The following is a 23197-nucleotide window of genomic DNA, read 5'->3' as shown; positions in this document are numbered from 1 at the left end:
AATGGACAGCCTCTGTTTTTTGATAAATGTTTCATGAAAATTCTCTACTATGAAAACCTTATCGCAGCCCAAATTTTGAAGTTGCCTAAAATTTTTTTCGTAAAATATACCTGAACAGAAAAACGCTTTCAATTTTTTTATAAATTAGCCCTTTAAAATTTTAAAATAACACAATGATTACAACCGCCAATCTGGAAAAATACCGTAACGGAGATTTTCTGCAATTCGTAAACAATGTACTGGAACTTTTACCTCAAACTACTGCCGACCAATTAAATATTGGCAGCCAAAGAACAGTTTTGCAAACAGCGGCACAAAGTTTTAATAATGCTTATCTGCCTTATACGGGAAGCGATATTACACCGGAAATTCAGGCTCTGGATGCGCAGAGAGACAACGCTGTTATCGGGATCAAGATGATTTTGGAAGCATGGCAGTACCATTTCGATCCGGAGACCAAGAACAATGCCTTTGCACTTTTAGATATTCTCAACCGTTTTGGGGAGCGTATCTATAAGCTTCGGTATCAGTTGGAAACTGCCACTTTAACAGCATCGTAGCAGAATGGGAAGAAAAGCACAGCGATAAAATCTCCCAGCTTCAACTTACAGACTGGGTAAACGAGCTGAAAACTTCTAACCAGAATTTTAACAACAAGTATATTGCCCGTACCGTACAGCTTTCGGAAGTAGAAACAGGTGTATTAGCTACTGCCAGAACAGCATCTACGGAAGCTTACCGAACGCTGAAACAGCATATAGAAGCTCACGCCCTGCTTACCCCGAATGCAGAATACGATCAGTTAATGGCAAAGCTCAGCAGTCTGGTAAACCAATATAATCTTGCCGTTACCAAATACAGCAGTACGGAAGAAAGCGGGGGAGAAGATCAGAAACCTGAATCTCCGGAAACGCCTTCCTAGAGCCACCGCCGAAGGGAGGGAGCTGTCGGGAACAGCCGAAACCGTCCCGCCTAAAGGAGCGGACTTTCGGAACCCGCCGGATGTATTCCGCCAAAAGGAAAACATCTTCGGGGAGTTCCGAAATCGTTTCGTCCAAAGGAATGTGTTTTCGGGAGCATCCGAAGATAAAATGCCTGAGGGAATGTATTGCGGTAAAATGATGAGGGAAAATCAAGATGTACAATTGTACGACTTAATTCTATTTATATAAATAACGCTAATGTATACTATTTATATAGACTGTCTCAAAGGGGCAGTCTATATTTTTTTATGTTAAGTTTTATATTATTGTAAATCAATTATTTGGGAGTAATTTTTAACTATTTGATATACAGTTTCTTATGGGTTGTTGTTCAATTATGATAATTTTAATTATTCAAATGATTGTTTAATAATAATGTATTTTATTGAATGTTTTGTTGTTAAATATTAATTATTTATAAAATTTTAGTTAATTTAAATTAATTTATTATAATTTTATATTTCCTAATTTTAATTTAACTATTTATGAACAAAACCTATCTTTGGCTTTTGTTGATCTGCAGTCCCGCAGCAATAAAAGCACAGACCACGTATTATTCGAAGGCTTCTGCAACGGATTTTACAAATGTGGCTTCATGGGGAACCAATACTGACGGAACGGGAACGTCGCCCGGTTCCATTAGTAACGCAGATAATTTTGTAATACAAAATTCATCAGCAATGACGCTTCCCGGAAATGCATCTGTAAGGCAGCTTACCATAAACTCCGGAAGTTTAACAGTGGCTGCAAATACCCTTACAGTGAGTATTGCAAACGCAAATAATTCAAATCTTACCGTCAGTGGAGGAACCTTAACTGTTTCTGGTGGTAATGTACTGATTAACGGTTATTTAAATTACACATCTGGTAATTTTAATCAAAGTGGAGGTACAATAACCATTGATCCTAATAATGCAGGAGCTACCGCTACAAGTACTACAAGTAGCCAGTATACATTAAATATTACTTCTTCCAATGGAGTAAATTGGACAGGTGGTACTTTGGTTTTAGTAGACCCGCCTGCTTCAACCTCATCTTCGCATTACTCGATTTATTATAACACGTCTGTTTCTTCAGAGGTTTCTTTAAATCATACTTTAAAATTTGGAGATGGCGTTTCAACAGATGCGGGAGGAAATGCAATAGGATTTTACGTATACAATTATGTAGGTGCCGGAAAACTAAATTTTGGCAATGTTGAAATAAATAATCCTTCTGGTACAAACAGAATCGTAAAAGAATATTCATGGAGTAATGGTATAAAGGGGAACTTAACGATTACGGCCGGAGAATTAGACCAGAATTCAATAGCGTTAACCGTTGGTGGTAACTTAGTTAATAATGGGATCCATACAGCAAGTTCCACATTGACATTTGCAATGCCTTCAGGGACATCAAGTGTTGCTAATACAGTTGCTCAAAACATATCAGGAACGGGTGTTTTTAGAAATTCAGCAACAACTTCTACAGCTAATTTTGCAAGTATAACTGTTAATAACTCAAGTGCAGGCGGTGTTACTTTTGCAAATGCCAATTCTTTATTAAGTGGCGCAAATACAGGTACTGTTTCAGGTACATTAACTTTTACAAATGGGGTGGTAAATACGGGTTCTAATACTTTTATATTAGGTGTAAGTGGTACAACTGTTGGTTCACTTTCGTATACTGCAGGAGGATTCAGTTCCGGTTCTACATTCAGCAGATGGTATGGAACAGCAGGATCGGGAACTACTATAGCTGCATCTACAATTCCAACTTCAGGAGCAGGTACTTATCCTTTTGTAATGGGAAATCCTGTAACGGGACTTTCGGTTGATCATTTTCACAGAGCAACCGCAGCTTTAACTACGGCAGGTCAAATGGCGGTTAAGTTTAATGGTGCTGCAGGTAACTCTGCAATAACTCCGTTAACCGAAGGTTCTTTAACATACGACAGACAAACGAATGCGAACTGGGTAGTAACCACTTCCGGAGGATACGCATCTTCTGCTACGCATACTATTGCGATTCAAGGCCAGGGAACATTTACGGCTACTACTCCAAATGTTACGATATTAAATAATGGAGCTTTGGCGGGCACAGCGCAGGCAGGTACAAATCAGCCTATGGGACAGAGAGCTGCGGTTCCGGCGGCAAACATAGCAGCAACATATACATTAGCTTCTGTTACATCTGAAGCACCTATAGAGTCAGCACAATCTGGTCCTTGGGAAAGTACAACTACTTGGGTAGGAGGTGTCGTACCTTCATGTAATAATGCAGCTATTCTTTCAGGACATACGGTAACGGTATCATCTGCTACAACTGCAAATCCAAGTAACGTTATCATTAATCCAGGAGGAACATTAGGAGTAACGGGCGGTTCTATAACAGTAGGTTGTACTAATAAAAATAACTACATTAACAACAATGGCACTTTATCGGTTTCCGGAGGAACATTAGCAGTAAATGGTAATATTAACAATGCTTCCGGTTCTACTTTTGCTCAAAGTGGAGGAAATATTAATGTAGATGGAAACGATGCAGGCGCCACAGCAACAAGTGTAGCTTCGGGTACTAATATAGTAAATATAGCTACCGGAAACGTTACGCTTACCGGTGGAACGCTTACCGTAACAGATCCTCATGCGGCTAACAGTACTACTTCATACGCATTCTCTTATACGGGAGGAACCGCGATTGATAATACAGCGGGATGGACTCTGAAGTTTGGTGACGGATCTTCTGCTGACGCTGGAGGAACTGCTGCAACGGCTTCAACAGTTGGTGGATTTATCTGGAACAATGCAGGAAGTAAAATCTATTTTGATAATGTAATAATAGACGGAGCTTCGGGTACAAACAGATATGTATCAAATTCCTCCACAATCGGTATTAATACATTAACCATTAATGCAAATGGGGAATTCAGAATACCAACTACGGGAGTAAGTATTGGCGGTAACTTTACCAATAATGGAACATTTACCCATACAGCTTCAACTTTAAGTTTCCAGAATTTTAAAAATAATGGAACCGTTTCAGCTTCTACAACGCCGCAGACCGTTTCAGGGACAGGTGTATTCAGAAATAATATTGTTACGGCAAGTTCTACAGCTAATTTTACTTCTGTAACTATTAATAATAGTTCTTCAACAGGGGTTACTTTTGCCAATGCAAACTCTTTATTGAGTGGGGCAAATACAGGAACTGTTTCCGGTACGTTGACATTGACAACAGGTTTCGTGAATACCGGTGCCAATACTTTCGTTTTAGGAATCTCAGCTACATCTAACGGAACTTTATCTTATAGTGCAGGTGGATTCAGTACAGGAAGTACTTTTGCGAGATGGTGGCCTACTACAACAGGTGGAGCAACTATTACAGCGAGCACAACATCTTCAGCAACGACAACAGGTGTTTATCCTTTCGCTGGAGGAACATCAACTGCTTTTGTAGCAAGAAATCTTTATCTGAACCAGACAGCGGCTGCTACTACCGGTGGTAAAATCGCTGTACAATATAATGATGTTGCGGGAACAAATACTGTAAGCATCGTAGACGGAACCTATACTGTAGATACGCAGGCAAAATCCAACTGGGTTGTTTCTCAGACAGGGATTACAGGAACGCCTACTTATTCTATGGCAATAAACGGACAAAATATTTATACTGCTGCTAACGGCAACAGCAGAATTACTTTAGCATCTGCTCCGGCTTTCGGAACACATCAAACAGGGACAAGCTATGTAAATGCGCAAAGAACCGTTCTTCCATTGGCTAATTTAGCGGATACTTACTATTTAGGTATTGCAGCTTCAGACATTCCTTTTATATCTGTAGCAAATGGTAACTGGAATGCTTCCTCAACTTGGAATAAAGGAGCTGTTCCTGCTTGTACAGATGTGGTACAAATTGCTGCAGGTACTACGGTAACGGTAAATTCTGCAGGAAATGTTTCTAAAAATGTTACCATTAATACAGGAGGAACACTGGTAAATGCATCCGGTGATCTTACGGTAGGTTGTACTCTTAAAAATAATTCATTAGTAAATAATGGAACATTAACAATTTCAGGTGGGATATTAAATGTAAATGGTAACGTAAATAATGTAAATGGATCAACATTTAATCAATCAGGTGGAGATATTATTGTTGATGGTAATGACGCAGGTGTAGCGGCTAATTCTGTTGCTTCCGGTACTAATATCTTTGGTTTTGGTACTTCAGGAACAGGTGCTACATTAAATTTAACAGGCGGTAGAATTGTTATTGTAGATCCGCATGTTGCAACTTCATCAGCAGGAGGTACTTCAAATGGACACGCTTTCGCTTATTGGGGTAATGGTTACCGTGCAGGAGTAAATCATACAGTTCAATTAGGAGACGGAGTGTCTACTGATGCAGGTGGAAACACGAGTGGTCTTCAGTATAATACTTGGCCAGGAACGGGATATTTTATTGCAGGTAATTTAGTTATTAATTTATCTGCAGGTACAAACAGATTTGTTGTGCCTCCATATACAGTAGGTGTTGAAAAAGATTTAACAGTTACTTCAGGTGAGTTAAGATTATCTGGTTCAAAAATTAACGGAAATATTGTCAATAATGGTACGCTTACTTCTACTGGTACTTTAGAATTGGCACAATGGGGATCGGATTTAGCATCTTCTACTTCTAGCGTGGCATCTACAAATACACAGACTATATCTGGTACAGGTGTATTCAGAAATTTAGCAACATCTCCTACAGCTAACTTAACTAGTTTAACTGTAAATAATGCAAGTACCGGAGGTGTTACATTAAATGCACCATTATCAGTAAGTGGAACTTTAACACTTACAGCAGGTAAAGTTAATACAACTTCAACTAATTTATTGACGTTAGGAACTGCAACAGCGGCAGGAACTTTATCAGGAGGATCAGCTACGGCTTATATTACAGGTCCATTTGCCAGAACAATTGCTTCTGCGAATGCAAATACAAACTATATACTATACCCTGTAGGTAAATCTGCTTATGCTCCAGTTTCATTGGCTCCTGCAACTACAGCAGTAACTATCATGAAAGCGGAAGCATTTGATTCCAACTCTGGAACAGCAGGCTCTGGTACTCAAAACTTATCTTCTGCAAGAAGATGGGAAGCTCCGTTGGTATCTGGTACATTCTCTACAATCAATGTAAGATTAGGAGATGCTGCAATTACAAGTAGCAGTTTTCCGGTAATAGCGACAACAGCCAATGGAGTATATGATAGTTTATTTGGTACTACAGCTACTTATGCCGCAGGTACACCAAATACTACGCAATCTAACACCGCATTAGCAAGCACCAGTTATACAGGTTTCCTTTCCTATGCGGAAATGGCTCCTACATTGGGTACAGGCGAAATCTTGTATAAAGATAAAGGAATTAAAGTTTATCCTAATCCGTTTACAGATGTGCTGAATATTTCAGATATATCTAATGTGAAATCTGTGTTCATCGTAGATGTTGCAGGAAGATTGGTAAAAACTATTGCAAACCCCGCTTCGCAATTACAGTTGGGAGAGCTTAAAGAAGGATTGTACTTGGTTACTCTTGAAATGAAAGATGGTTCAAGACAAACTGTAAAAGCAATTAAAAGATAATTTATTATCAAATAATACTTAATAATAGCGGCTAATTTATTAGTCGCTTTTTTTTACCTAAAACCAATAGATTTTTTAAAATAATTTATTTTATTACTTGTTGTAAATCAATGATTTGTGATTAATTATTAACTTTCTGAAAAACAGTAATTTGCAACTAAGTATTAAATTAGGTTTTATTTAAATATTTAAATGATTGTTTAATAAATAGTTTGATAATTGTTAATTGTATTATTAAATATTAATTATTTGTCAAATTTTGGTTAATTAAATTAAAATTTATTTTTACTTTTACATCACCTAATTTTATTTTTTTACGCATGAAAAAACTTTTACTGATGTGTTTGATGTTCCTCTATGCAGGCATCATGGCGCAAACCACAGTAACAATAGGTTCGGGAGCCAGTACAGCTTCGGCTGGTACAAATGGCGATCCTATCTATCGTTCCAGTGGTACGAGTTCATTTCATCATTCAAAATCTATACAGTTGCTTACGGCAGCGGATTTGAGTGGTGCATCTGTTGTTCCTGGAGCAACCATTAACAGTATTGCCTATAATAAGAGTACGGCGTTTAATGTGTCGGGCAGTAATGCATGGACACTCAATGTCTATCTTAAAAATAGTACTGCTACTGCTTTAGCAAGTGGTACTGCCTGGAGTACTATGATTGGAGGGGCAACTTTATTTTATAGTGCTACGATAAATAGTACTAACAATTTTCCTGCTGCTGCAGGCTGGGTAACCTTTAACAATAATACATCAAACACTTTCAGCTATACAGGAGGTGCTATTGAAGTATATATTGAATGGGTTCCTTCCGGTACCTTGGCAACTCCATTTACAGGAGGTGCATTCCAATGGTTATATGATACTACAACTACTGCTCAGGCGATGGGAACCAGTGCTTCATCTGCAATTGCAGCTACAACTACTAGTTATACCACTCAAACGAGAAGGTATCAGACACAATTAACCTACACTGCAACAGCTTGCTCTGGTACTCCTAACCCTGGGAATACATTAGCAACGGCAACAAGTACACCGTGTTCTTCCCCGTATTCTACGACGCTGAGTCTGCAGAATTCTACGGTTGGATCAGGGGTTAGTTATCAATGGTACGATAATGCAGGTGCAATTGCGGGTGCTACAACATCTACTTACACAACAACTGTAAGTGCTGCTAATTCATTCTACTGTGCTGTTACATGTTCAGGTTCGGGAGTGACTACCAATTCAACTCCTGTTTCGGTTTCTGCTCCGGCTGCGGCAATATCAACTTTCCCATGGACTGAAAATTTTGATAGCATGACAACAGTTGGAAACGGAATCACTCCAAGTTGTTGGGCTACAAGTGGAGGTTTAAGCTCTTCTTATCTGTTTACAAGTCAGACTGCATCTGGAAATACCTACAATGATCCTAGGTCTGCTCCTAACTATATGACTATTTATTATCCTACTACGGCTGCATATTTATGGACTCCTTCATTTAATCTTACAGCAGGTCAGTCATATGATTTTTCATTCTATTGGGTTGGAGATGGATTAACGGGATGGCAGAATGAAGTATTGGTAAATAATGCTCAATCTTCTACAGGAGCAACAAGCCTTAGTACATTCCTTACTTCAACGCAAACAGCAACGGGAGGTTCAAATAGTACCAATTATACCAAAGTTACGGTAACATATGTACCAACAACTTCAGGGGTTTATACATTTGGTGTAAAAGCTTACGTAACATCTACTGCACCATACTATATGGGGTTTGATGATTTTAAATTAGAATTAACGCCAGCTTGTACTGAGCCAACAGTACTTACTTCGTCTGCAATTACAGCTTCAGGTGCTACCGTTTCTTGGACGGCTGCTACACCAGCTCCTGCAAATGGATATAATATTTATTACAGTACAACCAACACAGCGCCTACTGCTACTACAACGCCTACCGCTAGTGTTGCAGCAGGAGTTACAACTTATGGCTTAACAGGTCTTACGGCTAACACAACTTATTACGTATGGGTTCGTTCTAATTGTGGTTCAGGTTCTGCAAGTTCTTGGGCAGGTCCTTTGAGCTTCACAACTGCATGTACATCTACAACTGTTCCTTATGTTCAGGATTTTGAAAGTGTAACAACACCTGCATTACCTTCTTGTACTTCTTCAGAAAATGCAGGAACAGGAAATAACTGGACAACAAGTTCTCCGGCTGGTTATGGATTTACTACTAAAGCGCTTACTTATCTGTACAATTTTAGTAATGATGCAAATGCTTGGTTCTATACTCAGGGAATCAACTTAACAGCAGGAGTTTCTTACAGAATTAAGTATACATATGGAAATAACAGTACATCGTATGTTGAAAAACTAAAGGTTGCTTATGGTACTTCAGCGAATAATGCCAGTATGACAAATGCTTTAGCAGATCACCCAAGTATTAATACTGCAACTGCAGCAACTAACTTTGTAGACTTTACACCTACTGCATCTGGAGTTTATTATTTTGGATTTAATGCATACTCAGTAAGTAATCAATATAATTTATACGTAGATGATATTAACATTAATATTACTCCTACATGTTCAGAGCCTTCAGCGGTTACAGTACCTGCTGCAACTTTAACGTATAATTCTGCTGTTGTAAACTGGACTGCACCAAATCCTGTAACTGCGAATGGTTATGATGTGTATTATAGTACAACAAATACAGCTCCGACTGCTACTACAACGCCTACAATTTCTGGCTTAACTGCTACAACAACTACATTGCCTAACTTAGCATCTGCTACAGCTTATTATTTCTGGGTGAGATCTAGTTGTAGTGCTTCAGATCAGTCAATCTGGGTTCCTGTAACGTTCACGACAAAATCTTTCTGTCCTACTGTTACTGCACCTTCTGCTGCTGCAACAAACGTTTCTGTAACACCTACATTTACCTGGACTGCTGTAACCGGAGTTTCCGGCTATAAACTTTCTATTGGTACTTCAGCTGGTGCTTCCAATATTATGAATGCTCAGGATTTAGGAAATGTAACATCGTATACACTTCCAACTGCATTAAGTTATAATACAACTTATTATTATACCTTAAATGCGTATGATGCTATGTCTACATCTCAGGGATGCTCCGAAAGAAGCTTTACAACAGCACCTCCACCGCCTGCAAACGATGAATGTTCTGGTGCTATTGCTTTAACGCCTGGTGGTACTTTTGCACAAAATGCTGTAACTGCTACAAACTCTGGTGCTACGGCTACATCTGATGCTACGGCTACACATTCTTGCCAGACAACTGGTTACAGAGATGTATGGTATTCTGTAGTAGTTCCTGCAAGTGGAAATATTACAATTGAAACTCAATCTGTTTCTGGTTCCAATGTTACAGATACTGTTTTAGGTGTTTACAGTGGAAGCTGTGGAGCACTTACACAAATAGGCTGTGATGATGATAGCTCTTCAGACGGTAACTTCTCTTTAGTAGCTCTTACAGGATTAACGCCGGGATCTACGTTGATGGTGGGTGTTTGGAATTATTCTTCAACTACAACAGGTCAGTTTAAAGTATCTGCTTATGACGCATCATTGGTTTTAGCAACAAACGAAGTAAAAGATGCTAAAAATAACATCAAAGTTTATCCTAATCCATTCTCAGATATATTGAATATTTCCGATGTAGCGAATGTGAAAAACGTATTGGTTACAGATATCGCGGGAAGATTGGTGAAAACTATTGCAAATCCTACTTCAGAACTTCATTTAGGAGAATTGAAACAAGGAATGTATTTAGTTACTCTTGAGATGAAAGATGGTTCTAAACAAACGATAAAAACTATTAAAAAATAATTTTTAATACGTTTTATAAATAATAATAGCGACTAATTTTTTTTAGTCGCTATTTTTTTATCAATAAAATTTAAAATTAATGTTAAAATTTAAATATTATTGTTAAATTAGTACTCAATCAACAAAATATAGATAGTTTATGACAAAATTTTTACTCTCATGCTTATTATTTTTAAGTATGACTTTTTCAGCCCAGATTACTTTGGGTTCAGGAAGTACAGATGTTGGGGTAGCTCCAATAAGTACGTATTACGGTTATTCTTATGTACAGCAGATTTTCACAAAGCAGGAAATTAACGCCAATGCAGCAGGGAATATTACAGGACTCAAGTTCTATATAGACCCTTCAATGTCAATTTCAAACTCTTCACAATGGGTAGTTTATCTAGGACTCACCAACAAAACATCCTTCAGCTCCGATTCAGACTGGATTCCCGGAGCTCAGTTAACGCAGGTTTTTTCCGGAACTGTAAGCAATAACAACGGAGTTATCGAAGTAGTTTTTCCAACGCCTTTCGCTTACAATAATACTTCTAATCTTGTTATTGCGGCAGAGGAAAACTCTGCAGGTTATGATAATAATGATTATGATGAGGCAATGTATGTTTACAATGGAGCGCAAAATTCTACGATTTATTATAAAGATGATTATACAAATCCTGATCCGGCTTCACCACCTGCTACAGGAAATCTTGTAAATTACAAATCCGTTGTTACCTTTGAAGGACTGGCTTCCAACCCTGTTCCTGCTTGCCCGATAGTTACTTATCCGGCAAATAATGCTACATTTATTCCTTTAACTCCTACCATCACATGGAACAATACAGCAGGAGCAACGAGCTATAAAGTTTCTATCGGAACTTCTCCAGGAGGAACGAGCATAGCGAATCAGGTTTCTGTAACAACCAATAGTTATACACCTTCAGCAGCATTGGCTCCGAATACAACCCATTACGTTAAAATCGTAGCAGTAGGTTCGGGAGGAGAATCTTCAGGATGTACAGAGCAGATGTTTACTACTGCACCGCCGCCACCGGCTAATGATGAATGTGTAACAGCAATTACATTGCCTGTAAACCCAGATCTGAACTGCGGAACAGTAACTGCAGGGTATACAATTGGCGCAACAGATTCAGGAACTGCTCCAAGTCCGTGTTATGGACAAGCAGATGATGATGTTTGGTTTAAATTTGTAGCCACTGCTACAACTCATAAAATATCTCTTCTTAATATTACCTCTGTAGGAAGTACAGCGGGAGATACAGATACTTATTTTCAGGTATTCAGCGGAGGTTGTGGAGCACTATCAAGCATTTTGTGTTCAGATCCGCCTTCGGGAGTTGTATCGGGTCTTACGGTAGGAGAAACATATCTGGTGAGAGTGTACAGTTATTATGGTGCAGGAAGTAACCAGAGCTTTAATATCTGCGTAGGAACTTTCCCTCCGCCACCGGCAAATGATGCTTGTTCCGGAGCATTATCTGCTACTGCTTTCCCTTACACTTACGCGCAAAACGATGGAGCGGGAGCTACCAATAACTCGGGAATTGTAAGCGTATGTTCTAATGAAATGAATGACGGAACCTGGTTTACTTTTACAGGAGACGGAAGTACATTTAATATTAATGTAACGATGCCTGCAGGAAGTGATTTTGATCCTCAGATCGGGGTGTATAGCGGAAATTGTTCTGCATTAAACTGCGAAAGTACAGTAGATGATGGTGGACAGGGAGGTGCTGAAACAGTTTCTGTTCCTACACTTGCAGGAAATACCTATTATGTAAATGTTGGTCATTACAGTGGTTGGTCAGATGAGCCGGAAGGAGCATTTACCATTAACATTACGAAAAATAATTTAGCAACTTCCGAAGTGGCAGCCAATAAAAATACCATTAAAGTATTTCCAAATCCTTTCAGGGATGTTGTTAATATTTCTGATATAGCAAAAGTAAAATCAGTTTCTGTAACAGATGTTTCAGGAAGACTGATAAGAGTTATCGAAAATCCTACTTCTGAGATTCATTTGGGAGAATTGAAACAAGGGGTATATTTTCTGATGTTGGATATGAAAGACGGTTCTAAGCAGGTCGTAAAAACAATTAAAAAATAAAGAAAATTTAACCATAATAAAAGGCGGTCTGTAAGGATCGCCTTTGTTATTTTAAATAAAAAAACTTTATTTATTGGGAACAGGCTGAATTTCACCCGTCGTCATGCTATCAAAAATAGCAGGGAAAAACATAACAAGGATAAAATAAACCAAGATCACAAGTGCGATCAATGAAATAAGGATAATTACTAAGCTGTTCGGTTTGTTTTTATTAGGTTCCATGATTTTTGTGGTGTTTCGTTAATAGATCATTATATTTTTACTAAGCCAATTTCTTGCCACACTGTTTGCAATACCTTGCATCATCATCAATATCTTCATTTCCGCATCGGTCGCACACTTTTTCCAGATTCTGTCTTTTGTTTCTCATCTCGGCAGTTACAATTCCTGTAGGAACGGCAATAATAGAATAACCGGCAAGCATTAAAACAACAGCAAAAAATTTCCCCATCGGAGTAATCGGGGAAACGTCGCCATAACCAACCGTTGTAACAGTAACAACCGCCCAGTAAATTGCCTGTGGAATGGTTTCAAAGCCCTGTCTTCCGCCTTCCACCATAAACATCAGTGAACCGACAATCACGGAGAAAATAATTAAAAATAAAAGGAAAATATAAATTTTTCTTGAACTGTTCTTTAATGCTCTCACAATCACGGAGCCGTCATTCATAAAATCTAATAAGTTGAAAACCCGGAAAACTCTAAGCATTCTCAGCATTCTGAAAATCAGGAAATATTTGGTAACCGGAAAAATAAAGCTCAGATAAAAAGGAATTAAAGCAAGAAAATCAATAATTCCGAAAAAACTGAAAATATAGTTCCGTTTGTTTTTCACTACGGCAATTCTCGAAAAATATTCCGCCGAAAAAAATATGGAAATAATCCATTCCATAATAATGAATGTATAATGAAACCTTTTATCAAGCTTCGGTACACTTTCCATCATTATAATAGCGGTACTGATGAGGATCAGCAACAATAAAATAATATCAAAAAGCTTTCCGAGTTTTGTATCGGAGCGGTATATGATGCGATAAAGGTGTCTTTTCCAGAGAGCATCTTCGGGAATAAGATTGTGCTCTTTTTCCATTTTTCGATGTTTTTTTAAAATTAACAAATAATCCCTATTTTCGTACCAAACATAGATCATAAAATGACAATAAGTAAGGTAATTGCCAAAATAGAAGAAAGAATTCCTTTGCAACAGGCAGAAGATTTTGATAATGTAGGTTTATTATGCGGTGTTCCCGACAGAAATGTCTCCGGAATTCTGGTATGCCATGATGCATTGGAAAACGTTGTAGAGGAAGCCATTGAAAAGAACTGTAACTTAATTGTATGTTTTCATCCGATCATTTTTTCGGGACTGAAATCTTTAACAGGGAAAAACTATGTAGAGAGAGCTGTTTTAAAAGCTATTGAAAATAAAATTGCCATCTATGCCATTCATACCGCTTTCGATAATGATTTTTTTGGGGTTAACCGTGGAATCTGTGATCAGTTGGAATTAAAAAATTTAAAAATTCTTCAGCCTAAAAAAAATAATCTGAAACAGCTTACGGTTTTCGTTCCGAAAGATTATTCTGAAAAAGTAAAGGAAGCATTATTTTCGGCAGGTGCAGGAAATATCGGGTTTTATGACGAATGCAGTTTCAAAATCAACGGAAATGGAACGTTCCGACCGATTGAAGGTTCAAATCCGTTTTCGGGACAGCAGAACATCCGCGAAAATGCAGACGAAGACATGATTTCTGTGATTTTTGAGGATTATAAGCAGGGACAGATCGTTAATGCAATGAAAACGGCACATCCGTATGAGGAAGTTGCCCACCAGATTTACAGCCTTGAAAATACCAACCATTATTCAGGATTGGGAATGTATGGCGACCTTGATGAGCCGATGGATGAAAAAGATTTTCTGAAATTTGTAAAAGAAAAATTCAGTCTGGAGATGATCCGTCATTCAGGATTCAATAATAAAAAAATTAGAAGAGTAGGAGTTCTTGGCGGTTCCGGAGCAAGCGGCATCCGGTCTGCAATTTCCAAAAAATGTGATGCTTATCTTACGGGAGACGTAAAATATCACGATTTTTTCCTTGCCGATTCGAAAATGATGATTTGTGATATCGGGCATTTTGAATCAGAACAATTTGTAACTCAACAATTATTTGAAATATTGTCACAAAAATTTAGTACATTTGCAATCTCAAAATCTATTGAGAAAACAAACCCGGTAAATTATTTCATTTAAAATATGGCAAAAACCAACGATATTTCAGTTGAAGAGAAGTTAAGAGCTTTATACGATTTGCAGATCATTGATTCTAGATTGGACGAAATCCGAAATACAAGAGGAGAATTGCCAATCGAAGTAGAGGATCTTGAGATTGAAATCGAAGGTCTTGAAAAAAGAGCTGAAAAATTTCATGCAGAAATCAAAGATCAGGACGACCAGATCAAAACAAAGCATGAAGTAATAAACCATGCAAAAACTTTAATTGAAAAATACAAATCTCAGCAGGATAATGTAAGAAACAATAAAGAGTTTGAAGCATTAGGTAAGGAGATTGAATATCAGGAGCTTGAAATCCAGCTTGCAGAGAAAAGAATTAAAGAATTCGGTGCTAAAATAGGTCACAAAAACGAAACGTTAAGCGAATTGAACTTAAAAATTGATGAGCTTAAAAATCACCTGAAATTCAAAAAAGAAGAATTGGAAGGTCTTATCTCTGAAACTCAGAAAGAAGAAGAATATCTTATCGAGAAATCAAAAGAATTTTCTGAAAAAATTGATGAGAGATTATTGGCTTCATACAACAGAATCAGAACAAACTCTCCAAACGGTCTTGCTGTTGTAGGATTGGAAAGAGGCGCTCCAAAAGGATCATTCTTCACCATTCCGCCGCAAAAGCAGATGGAAATTGCTCAGAGAAAGAAAATTATCATCGATGAGCATTCAGGAAAAATCCTTGTTGACGACGAGTTGGTAATGGAAGAAAACGAAAGAATGAAATCTGTAATTAAATTTTAATTACTTACGATTTTAAAGATATAAAGCTGTTTCGATTTTGAGACAGCTTTTTTTGGCTTTAAACACTAATTGCGCAAATGTTTCGCAAATAGCACAATTTAATATTGAAGTTTTTTAAGGTAAAGTAGCTTTGCTCCTTTAGGAGCGGAATCTGTGTAGAAATAAGAGCAAGTCTATCAATCAATCCGTAGGATTGATATCTATAATAGCATCAATATTCTAAAGATAGCGTTCCTACGGAACGCCGAACGTCCTTCTAATATCATGTCTACACAGATAAAACTCTATAGAGTTTTTAAAAAATAAATATAAACTAAATACATGATATTAGTGATTATAAAGAAAAAGAATATTTAAAAACTTTTATTCAATGGAAAACTGTAATAGTTTTATTTTGAAATAATTAGATAGAGCCATTTATGAAGATATTCGAGCCATTCGTGTTAAAAATAAAAACCGCCTCAACAGAAGCGGTTTCTATTATTATTCCTTACGTTCATACATCTTATTGTAAAGATCGATGAATTTCTCTTTAATCGCTTTTCTTTTCAGCTTTAAAGTCGGCGTTAAAAGACCGGCATCAATGCTCCAGATTTCCGGGGTAAGCTCAATTTTTTTGATCTGTTCCCAGTTTCCTAAATGTTGGTTGATATCGTCAATCTCTTTTTTAATTCTTTCTTTTAATTCTGCACTTTTGGCAATTTCCTGTGGAGTGGAACCTACATTCAGATTGTTTCTTGATGCCCAGCTTTTTGCGAATTCAAAATCTGGCTGAACCAATGCGCAAGGCATTTTTTCGCCGTCTCCGACAACCATGATCTGCTCGATAAACTTTGAAGCTTTTGCTAAATTTTCTATGGTCTGCGGTGCAATATATTTTCCTCCCGAAGTCTTGAACATCTCCTTTTTACGGTCGGTGATCTGTAAAAATCCGTCACTATCGATATGTCCGATGTCTCCTGTTCTGAAATAACCGTCTTCTGTGAAAACTTCTTTCGTCATTTCTTCATTTTTAAAATAGCCTTTAAAAATAGAAGGACCTTTTACCGTAATTTCTCCGTCTGCCTGGATTTTAACACTCAGATTGTCAAGAGGTAAGCCTACGGTTCCGATTTTCATTTTGCTGAAAGAATTTACCGAAATTACAGGCGAAGTTTCCGTTAATCCGTATCCTTCCAGAATAGGAATTCCTGCATTTTGGAACATCAAATTCAGTCTTGTAGACAAAGCTGCAGAACCGGAAACCAGCGTAATGATTTCACCGCCTAAACCTTCTCTCCACTTTTTAAACACCAGTTTGTCGGCAATAATTTCCTTTAATCCGGATGGTTTTGAAACACTTTTCTTTTTGGAAATCAGATCCAGTGCCCAGAAAAAGATTTTCTGTTTCAGACCTCCCGCGGAAGAACCTGTGGCGTAGATTTTATCATACACTTTTTCTACGAGTCTCGGTACCACGCTCATGTAGTGAGGTTTTACTTCTTTTACATTTTCTCCCATCTTTTCGATGCTTTCCGCGAAATAAATCGAAAAACCGTTGTATTGGAAAAGATAGAAAAGCATTCTTTCGAAAATATGGCAGATCGGAAGGAAACTCAGAACCCTTGTATCTTTATAATCCAGACTTTTCTTTTTAGGAATTCTCGGGATAGAACCCAACACGTTGGAAACGATATTATGGTGAGTCAGCATTACTCCTTTCGGTTTTCCTGTTGTTCCCGAAGTATAAATAATTGTCGCCAGATCTTCCGAATTAATGGCATTTGAAAGATCTTCCACTTCAATCTGCGTAGAATCATCCTCACCAAGATCCAGAATTTCTTTCCAGTTGGCAGCGCCTGTAATATTGTCAAAAGTAAAAACGCCCTGTAATGAAGGAATGTTATGTTTTACTTTTACTACCTTGTTCAAAAGATCCTTATCAGACACAAAACAGTACTTAATTTCTGCATTGGTAAAGATAAATTCATAATCTTCGGGAGAAATACTCGGATAAACGGGAACAGAAACCACCCCGATCTGCGAAAGTCCGAGATCCATAATTGCCCATTCTGTTCGGGAATTAGTGGTGATTAATGCGATTTTGTCACCGGGTTTTATGCCCAGTTTTAAAAGTCCTCTTGATATCTTATTGGCTTCATTGATAAACTCTTGCGTGGAAGTTTTCTTCCATTCACCATGATATTTGGTTACAAACATATCCGACTTCGGATACGTTTTCAGTGCGTATTGAGGAATATCAAATAATCTTTTGATTGTCATGATTTTTTAAGTAATTGTTAAAGGATTTTAAATATAAGCATTTTTTTTAATTGTGGAAATTGGAAGTGATTGTTTAGAAATTAATAAAATGTATGCCATAATATATTTAATAATTCAAACTTAATATATATATGATGAATATTTAAAAATCAACTTCTTTCGTTGTTTTTATCTAATTTATGATTCTATTTTCAGATTTGCCCAAAAAGTGTAAATTAGCGACCATCTAATTATTCAATGTTATGGACTTTAATTTATCAGAAGAACAGCTGATGATTCAGCAGGCAGCAAGAGATTTTGCGCAAAGCGAACTTTTACCGGAAGTAATCGAAAGAGACCGCGACCAGAAGTTTCCTGCAGAACAGGTAAAGAAAATGGGGGAAATGGGACTTATGGGGATGATGGTGGATCCTAAATACGGCGGTGCCGGAATGGACAGCGTTTCTTACGTTCTTGCCATGGAAGAAATTGCAAAAGTAGATGCTTCTGCGGCTGTGGTAATGTCTGTAAACAACTCATTGGTTTGTGCAGGTCTTGAAAAATTTGCTTCTGAAGAGCAGAAAGTAAAATATCTTACCCCTTTGGCAAGCGGACAGGTAATCGGAGCTTTTGCTTTGTCTGAGCCTGAAGCAGGTTCTGATGCAACTTCCCAGAAAACAACTGCGGAAGATAAAGGAGATTATTACCTTTTAAACGGGATCAAAAACTGGATCACAAACGGTGGAACAGCATCTTACTATATTGTAATTGCACAGACAGATCCTGAGAAAAAACATAAAGGAATCAACGCTTTCATCGTAGAAAGAGGTTGGGAAGGTTTCGAGATCGGTCCGAAAGAAGATAAACTGGGAATCAGAGGAAGCGATACGCATTCTTTGATCTTCAATAACGTAAAAGTACCGAAGGAAAACAGAATCGGGGAAGACGGTTTCGGATTCAATTTCGCGATGGCTGTTCTGAACGGTGGTAGAATCGGGATTGCTTCTCAGGCTTTAGGAATTGCTTCCGGAGCGTACGAACTGGCTTTAAAATATGCTAAAACAAGAAAAGCGTTTAAAACAGAAATCATCAATCATCAGGCGATTGCATTTAAATTAGCAGATATGGCAACTCAGATTACAGCAGCAAGAATGCTTTGCTTCAAGGCGGCTGTAGAAAAAGACGCAGGAAAAGATATCTCTGAAAGCGGAGCAATGGCAAAATTATACGCTTCTCAGGTGGCAATGGATACTACGATTGAAGCTGTACAGATCCACGGTGGATACGGATATGTGAAAGAATATCACGTAGAAAGAATGATGAGAGATGCCAAAATCACTCAGATCTACGAAGGAACTTCTGAAATCCAGAAGATCGTTATTTCAAGAAGCATTGCAAAGTAATTGCTTAATTATACATGAAATAGTAAAAGGCTTCCGCATTTGGAAGCCTTTTTACATTCACACGAACCACAAAATATAATATATAAAATTTTTTGTCTGCTTTTATTTATCTTTTTGATGGAAATTTGAGGCTAAAGTTAAATTTTACAAGCTTTATTCCTTTCTTAAGGACTTATCAAAAATATCAATAACATCGGTTAAAAATCAATTTATCCCATTAAAATAATATTAAAATAAAAATCCATCACAAAGGATGGACTTTCGAAATTAATGGGCATCATGATTGGTTGTGTTTTTACCCCTCTTTTTATAAAAATAATATCCTATTCCGGCAATTAAAAACAATGGCCAAAGCGGCAGAATAAACAGGAATATGGAAGTAATGACACTCCATCCTGAAGAAACGGCGGCTAAAGACTTTTCACCAAAAGTTTCCGGAGCTTTATGAGCGTTATCCAAAAGAGAGATCCTGATCTCACAAAGCGTATTGTTATAATAGTCATTTCCTTTTACTTCTATGTTTTTGCTTTCAATATTGCCGATATTGCTGCTTAAATCATCCATCAGTTGGTCAAAATTCTGCAGAGGAACTTTAATCTGAAGATAATATGCTTTTTGATCCGCCATTTCTGAAGATCTGTCATCGGAAGGTTCTGCTGCAACATAAGTGAGCTCTTCTTTTGTCACTGCGCCGTTGTTTCTAACCGTTTCCTTTCGTATAATTTCCCTTACGATTTCCGCATTGTCTGCATTCATGGTTAAATAACCCGATTTTACCATTTTATTTTTCAGAACATTCAGTTCGTAATTTTCATTCTTCGGTTTGTCTTTATAAACGATTTTGGTTTCTTTAATCACTTTCGGAGCCGGAACATTCACCACAATTTTTTCTTCTTTTTTAGCCGAATCTTTTTTCTCGGTTTTCGATTCCAGTCTTACGGAAGAAATTTTCTCAGATAAAGAATCTACCATTTTGGAAGTATTTTCAATTTTATCTTTTACTTCATTTTTAGTGTTTTCAAAATCTTTAATTTTTACATTGGCAGAATCCAGTGCAGCATTGGCTTTTTCGCTTACGTCATTAATTTTTTCAGAGGTCGCAGAAATCGTACTGTCTGCTGATTGTACTGCGTCTTCAATTTTAGATGTTGCCGCTTCTCCTTTTTTACACATGATAAACGTGCTTGATACAGCAACGAGTAAGATGAACTTTTTCATAACATTAATTTTTTCGATGAGGTAAAATTAGGAGGGAAGTTTTTGTAAAGATTGTAAAGGAATTGTTTTGCTTATGTAAATTGATAAAGAGTTGAATTTTAGTATTTTGTAAAATAAAAAAATGCTGTTTTACAAAGTTTTTTTAAATTTTTATTTTTTCTCTTAACCAAATCCTGTCTGAATTTAATTTTCGGAGCTGTTATTTTGAGCGAAACAAAGCGGAGTCGAAAAATCTCAGAAACACTCAAGATTCTTCATGGTATAAAAGTTTCATTTAATTTCATAAAAAAATCCGCAGAAAAACTTCCGCGGATTGTCTATTTAAAGCTGATTTATTTCAATTAAGCATTCTTAAACTCACTGATGAAATGCAGTTTCACATTCGGGAACTTCTCCTGCGTCATGTGAATCGTGAAAGAAGAATCGGCAAGGAAAACCAACTGGTTGTATTTATCCCTCGCCAAAAATCTCTGCTTCAGTCTTGCAAATTCCTTGAATTCGTCTGACTTTTCATCCGCTTCCACCCAACACGCTTTATGCATAGAAAGAGGTTCGTATGTACATTTTGCCCCATATTCATGCTCCAGACGATACTGGATTACCTCATACTGAAGCGCACCCACTGTTCCGATGATCTTTCTGCCGTTCATTTCAAGGGTAAATAACTGTGCAACCCCTTCATCCATCAACTGATCGATCCCTTTTGCCAGTTGTTTTGCTTTCAACGGATCGTTGTTGTTAATATATCTAAAATGTTCAGGAGAGAAGCTCGGAATTCCTTTGAAATTCAGTTTTTCGCCGCCTGTTAACGTATCTCCGATTCTGAAACTTCCCGTATCATGAAGACCTACAATATCTCCCGGGAAACTTTCATCAACCACCTCTTTTTTATCCGCGAAAAAAGCATTTGGTGAAGAGAACTTCATTTTTTTGCCCTCTCTTACCAAAAGATAATTTTCATTTCTCTTGAAAGTTCCCGAAACAATTTTTACGAAAGCCAGTCTGTCCCTGTGCTTCGGATCCATATTCGCGTGGATCTTGAAAACGAATCCTGTAAAACCATTTTCTTCCGGCTTTACAATACGTGTATCACTTTCCTTCGGTTGTGGCATTGGTGCAATATCAATAAAAGCATCCAGCAACTCACGAACTCCGAAATTATTCAAAGCCGAACCAAAGAAAACAGGCTGCAAATCCCCCTTCATATAATCTTCACGGTTGAATTCAGGATAAACCGACTGAACCAGATCCAGTTCCTCTCTTAAAGTAGCGGCAGCTTTTTCGCCAATCACTTCATCAATTGAAGGATCATTAATATTGTCAAACTTTATCGCTTCACCCACCTTCTGTTTCTTCTCTTCCAAAAACAACTGGATATTGTTTTCCCAGATATTGTAAATTCCCTGAAAGTCAGCTCCCATACCAATTGGCAAAGAAAGCGGACAAACCGTTAATCCCAGTTTCTGTTCCACCTCATCCAGCAAATCGAAAGCATCCTTACCTTCACGGTCAAGCTTATTAATGAAAACCAGCATCGGAATATTTCTCATTCTACAAACCTGAACAAGCTTTTCCGTCTGTTCCTCAACCCCTTTTGCAACGTCAATCACAACGATTACAGAATCAACAGCCGTTAAAGTTCTGTACGTATCTTCTGCAAAATCCTTGTGACCGGGAGTATCCAGAATGTTGATTTTGTGGTTTCTGTATTCAAAAGCCAATACCGAAGTTGCCACGGAAATCCCTCTCTGTCTTTCAATTTCCATGAAATCGGAGGTCGCTCCCTTTTTTATTTTGTTGGATTTTACCGCACCCGCTTCCTGAATTGCACCCCCGAAAAGCAAAAGCTTTTCCGTAAGAGTGGTTTTTCCGGCATCCGGGTGAGAGATAATTCCGAAGGTTTTTCTTTTTTCTATTTCTTTGATTAAGTCTGACATATCGTATTTTGAAGTTGCAAAAATCGGGAATTTTGTCGAATCCTGAAAATTTTGTTTGAACACAAATTTTTACACGAAAAGCATGAATTTTATTTAACCGAAAACTCACAAAAGATTATAACACATTCGCAACTTAAGGTTAAATTCTTTGTACGTAAAAGAACCCATTAGTTTAAAATCTTTGATTTTTTATTTTGAAGTTGTTTGAAGTAAGAGAGTTTGCTTCTTTAGGAGCAGAATCTGTGTAGAAATAAGAATAAATCCGCAAATCAATCCGTAGGATTGATATCTATAAATATGATAAATTTTTTAAAGATAGCGTTCCTACGGAACGCCGAACGTACGGTTAATATGATTTCTACACAGATAAAACTCCACAGAGTTTTCTACCGTTTTACTTTAAATAACTTTTTTTGTTTGCTTTTGCTAAACTAAAAATAGGCTAAAAAATCAAATTCGTGGAATTTGTGAAAACCATTTGTGTTATTCGTGTTTAAAAGATCAACGATGAGTTTAAATTTTATTGGAAAAACGCTAAGGCGCAAGATTTAAATAAGAATTTTCCAGTTTTAAGGCGCAAGGATAAAATCAAAGATTTTATTTTATAATTCTGATGATCAATTTTATCAAAGATAAAATCCTTGCGCCTTAAAGATTTGAGACTAATAAAAATCCTGCGTCTTTGCGAAAACCAACCTGAGTCCTGTTAATTCCTGTAAAAATTAGTGCTATTTGTGTTTAAGCTTAAGTAACGTGAATTCGGAGAAAAACATGAGGTGCTTAATGTCTAAAATTAATATTTTAGAATTGAACAAATACTAAAACA

The 23197-nt window shown here is 37.3% G+C and carries 11 protein-coding genes and 1 pseudogene; 7 read left to right on the top strand and 5 right to left on the bottom strand.

The genetic code is table 11. The annotated features are described in order from the left end of the window. Window positions 1-173: 173 nt before the first annotated feature. The 4 genes and pseudogenes from H6W52_RS21360 to H6W52_RS17505 form a co-directional block, all read left to right on the top strand. Window positions 174-757 (top strand): annotated as a pseudogene (locus tag H6W52_RS21360) (DUF6261 family protein); the annotation flags it as partial. 711 nt (window positions 758-1468) lie between these two features. Next, window positions 1469-6592 carry a T9SS type A sorting domain-containing protein gene (locus H6W52_RS17515; protein WP_116099336.1) on the top strand — a complete coding sequence of 1708 codons (5124 nt, stop codon included), beginning with the start codon at window positions 1469-1471 and terminating at the stop codon, window positions 6590-6592. A 320-nt stretch (window positions 6593-6912) separates the two neighbouring features. Further along, window positions 6913-10431 carry a fibronectin type III domain-containing protein gene (locus H6W52_RS17510; RefSeq protein WP_116099335.1) on the top strand — a complete coding sequence of 1173 codons (3519 nt, stop codon included), beginning with the start codon at window positions 6913-6915 and terminating at the stop codon, window positions 10429-10431. Between the two features lie 139 nt (window positions 10432-10570). After that, window positions 10571-12541, top strand: a complete 1971-nt coding sequence (locus H6W52_RS17505; protein ID WP_116099334.1) for a T9SS type A sorting domain-containing protein — start codon at window positions 10571-10573, stop codon at window positions 12539-12541. Between the two features lie 66 nt (window positions 12542-12607). Here H6W52_RS17505 and H6W52_RS17500 read toward each other — a convergent pair whose 3' ends face one another. Then, window positions 12608-12763, bottom strand: a complete 156-nt coding sequence (locus tag H6W52_RS17500) for a hypothetical protein (protein WP_157967268.1) — start codon at window positions 12761-12763, stop codon at window positions 12608-12610. A 40-nt stretch (window positions 12764-12803) separates the two neighbouring features. Next, window positions 12804-13631 (bottom strand): ion transporter, encoded by an 828-nt coding sequence (locus H6W52_RS17495; RefSeq protein ID WP_116099333.1) that lies wholly within the window; start codon window positions 13629-13631, stop codon window positions 12804-12806. 63 nt (window positions 13632-13694) lie between these two features. On the opposite strand from H6W52_RS17495, the gene H6W52_RS17490 reads away from it, so the two are divergent. Next, window positions 13695-14792 (top strand): Nif3-like dinuclear metal center hexameric protein, encoded by a 1098-nt coding sequence (locus tag H6W52_RS17490; protein ID WP_116099332.1) that lies wholly within the window; start codon window positions 13695-13697, stop codon window positions 14790-14792. 3 nt (window positions 14793-14795) lie between these two features. Next, window positions 14796-15572 (top strand): zinc ribbon domain-containing protein, encoded by a 777-nt coding sequence (locus H6W52_RS17485; RefSeq protein ID WP_116099331.1) that lies wholly within the window; start codon window positions 14796-14798, stop codon window positions 15570-15572. Window positions 15573-16055: 483 nt separating this feature from the next. Here the strand turns inward: H6W52_RS17485 and H6W52_RS17480 are convergent, their stop codons facing one another. Further along, the gene (locus H6W52_RS17480; protein ID WP_116099330.1) at window positions 16056-17834 is read right to left on the bottom strand and encodes an AMP-dependent synthetase/ligase; all 1779 of its coding nucleotides are present in this window, start codon (window positions 17832-17834) and stop codon (window positions 16056-16058) included. Window positions 17835-18076: 242 nt separating this feature from the next. Between H6W52_RS17480 and H6W52_RS17475 the strand changes: the two genes are divergently transcribed. Then, on the top strand, window positions 18077-19216 hold the full coding sequence (locus H6W52_RS17475; RefSeq protein ID WP_116099329.1) for an acyl-CoA dehydrogenase family protein: 1140 nt from the start codon (window positions 18077-18079) through the stop codon (window positions 19214-19216). A gap of 267 nt (window positions 19217-19483) precedes the next feature. On the opposite strand, the gene H6W52_RS17470 is transcribed toward H6W52_RS17475, so the two are convergent. Next, the gene (locus H6W52_RS17470) at window positions 19484-20434 is read right to left on the bottom strand and encodes a DUF4349 domain-containing protein (protein WP_116099328.1); all 951 of its coding nucleotides are present in this window, start codon (window positions 20432-20434) and stop codon (window positions 19484-19486) included. A 341-nt stretch (window positions 20435-20775) separates the two neighbouring features. Next, a complete protein-coding gene (locus H6W52_RS17465; RefSeq protein WP_076392518.1) occupies window positions 20776-22371 on the bottom strand; it encodes a peptide chain release factor 3 in 1596 nt (531 codons plus the stop codon). Window positions 22372-23197: the final 826 nt, after the last annotated feature.

This window comes from Chryseobacterium sp. C2(2020) (genome assembly GCF_014218915.1).
In the GTDB taxonomy this organism is placed as follows: Bacteria; Bacteroidota; Bacteroidia; order Flavobacteriales; family Weeksellaceae; genus Chryseobacterium; species Chryseobacterium mucoviscidosis.
The sequence above is the reverse complement of the archived record's forward strand: the minus strand, read 5'-3'. Positions and strand labels throughout refer to the sequence as shown.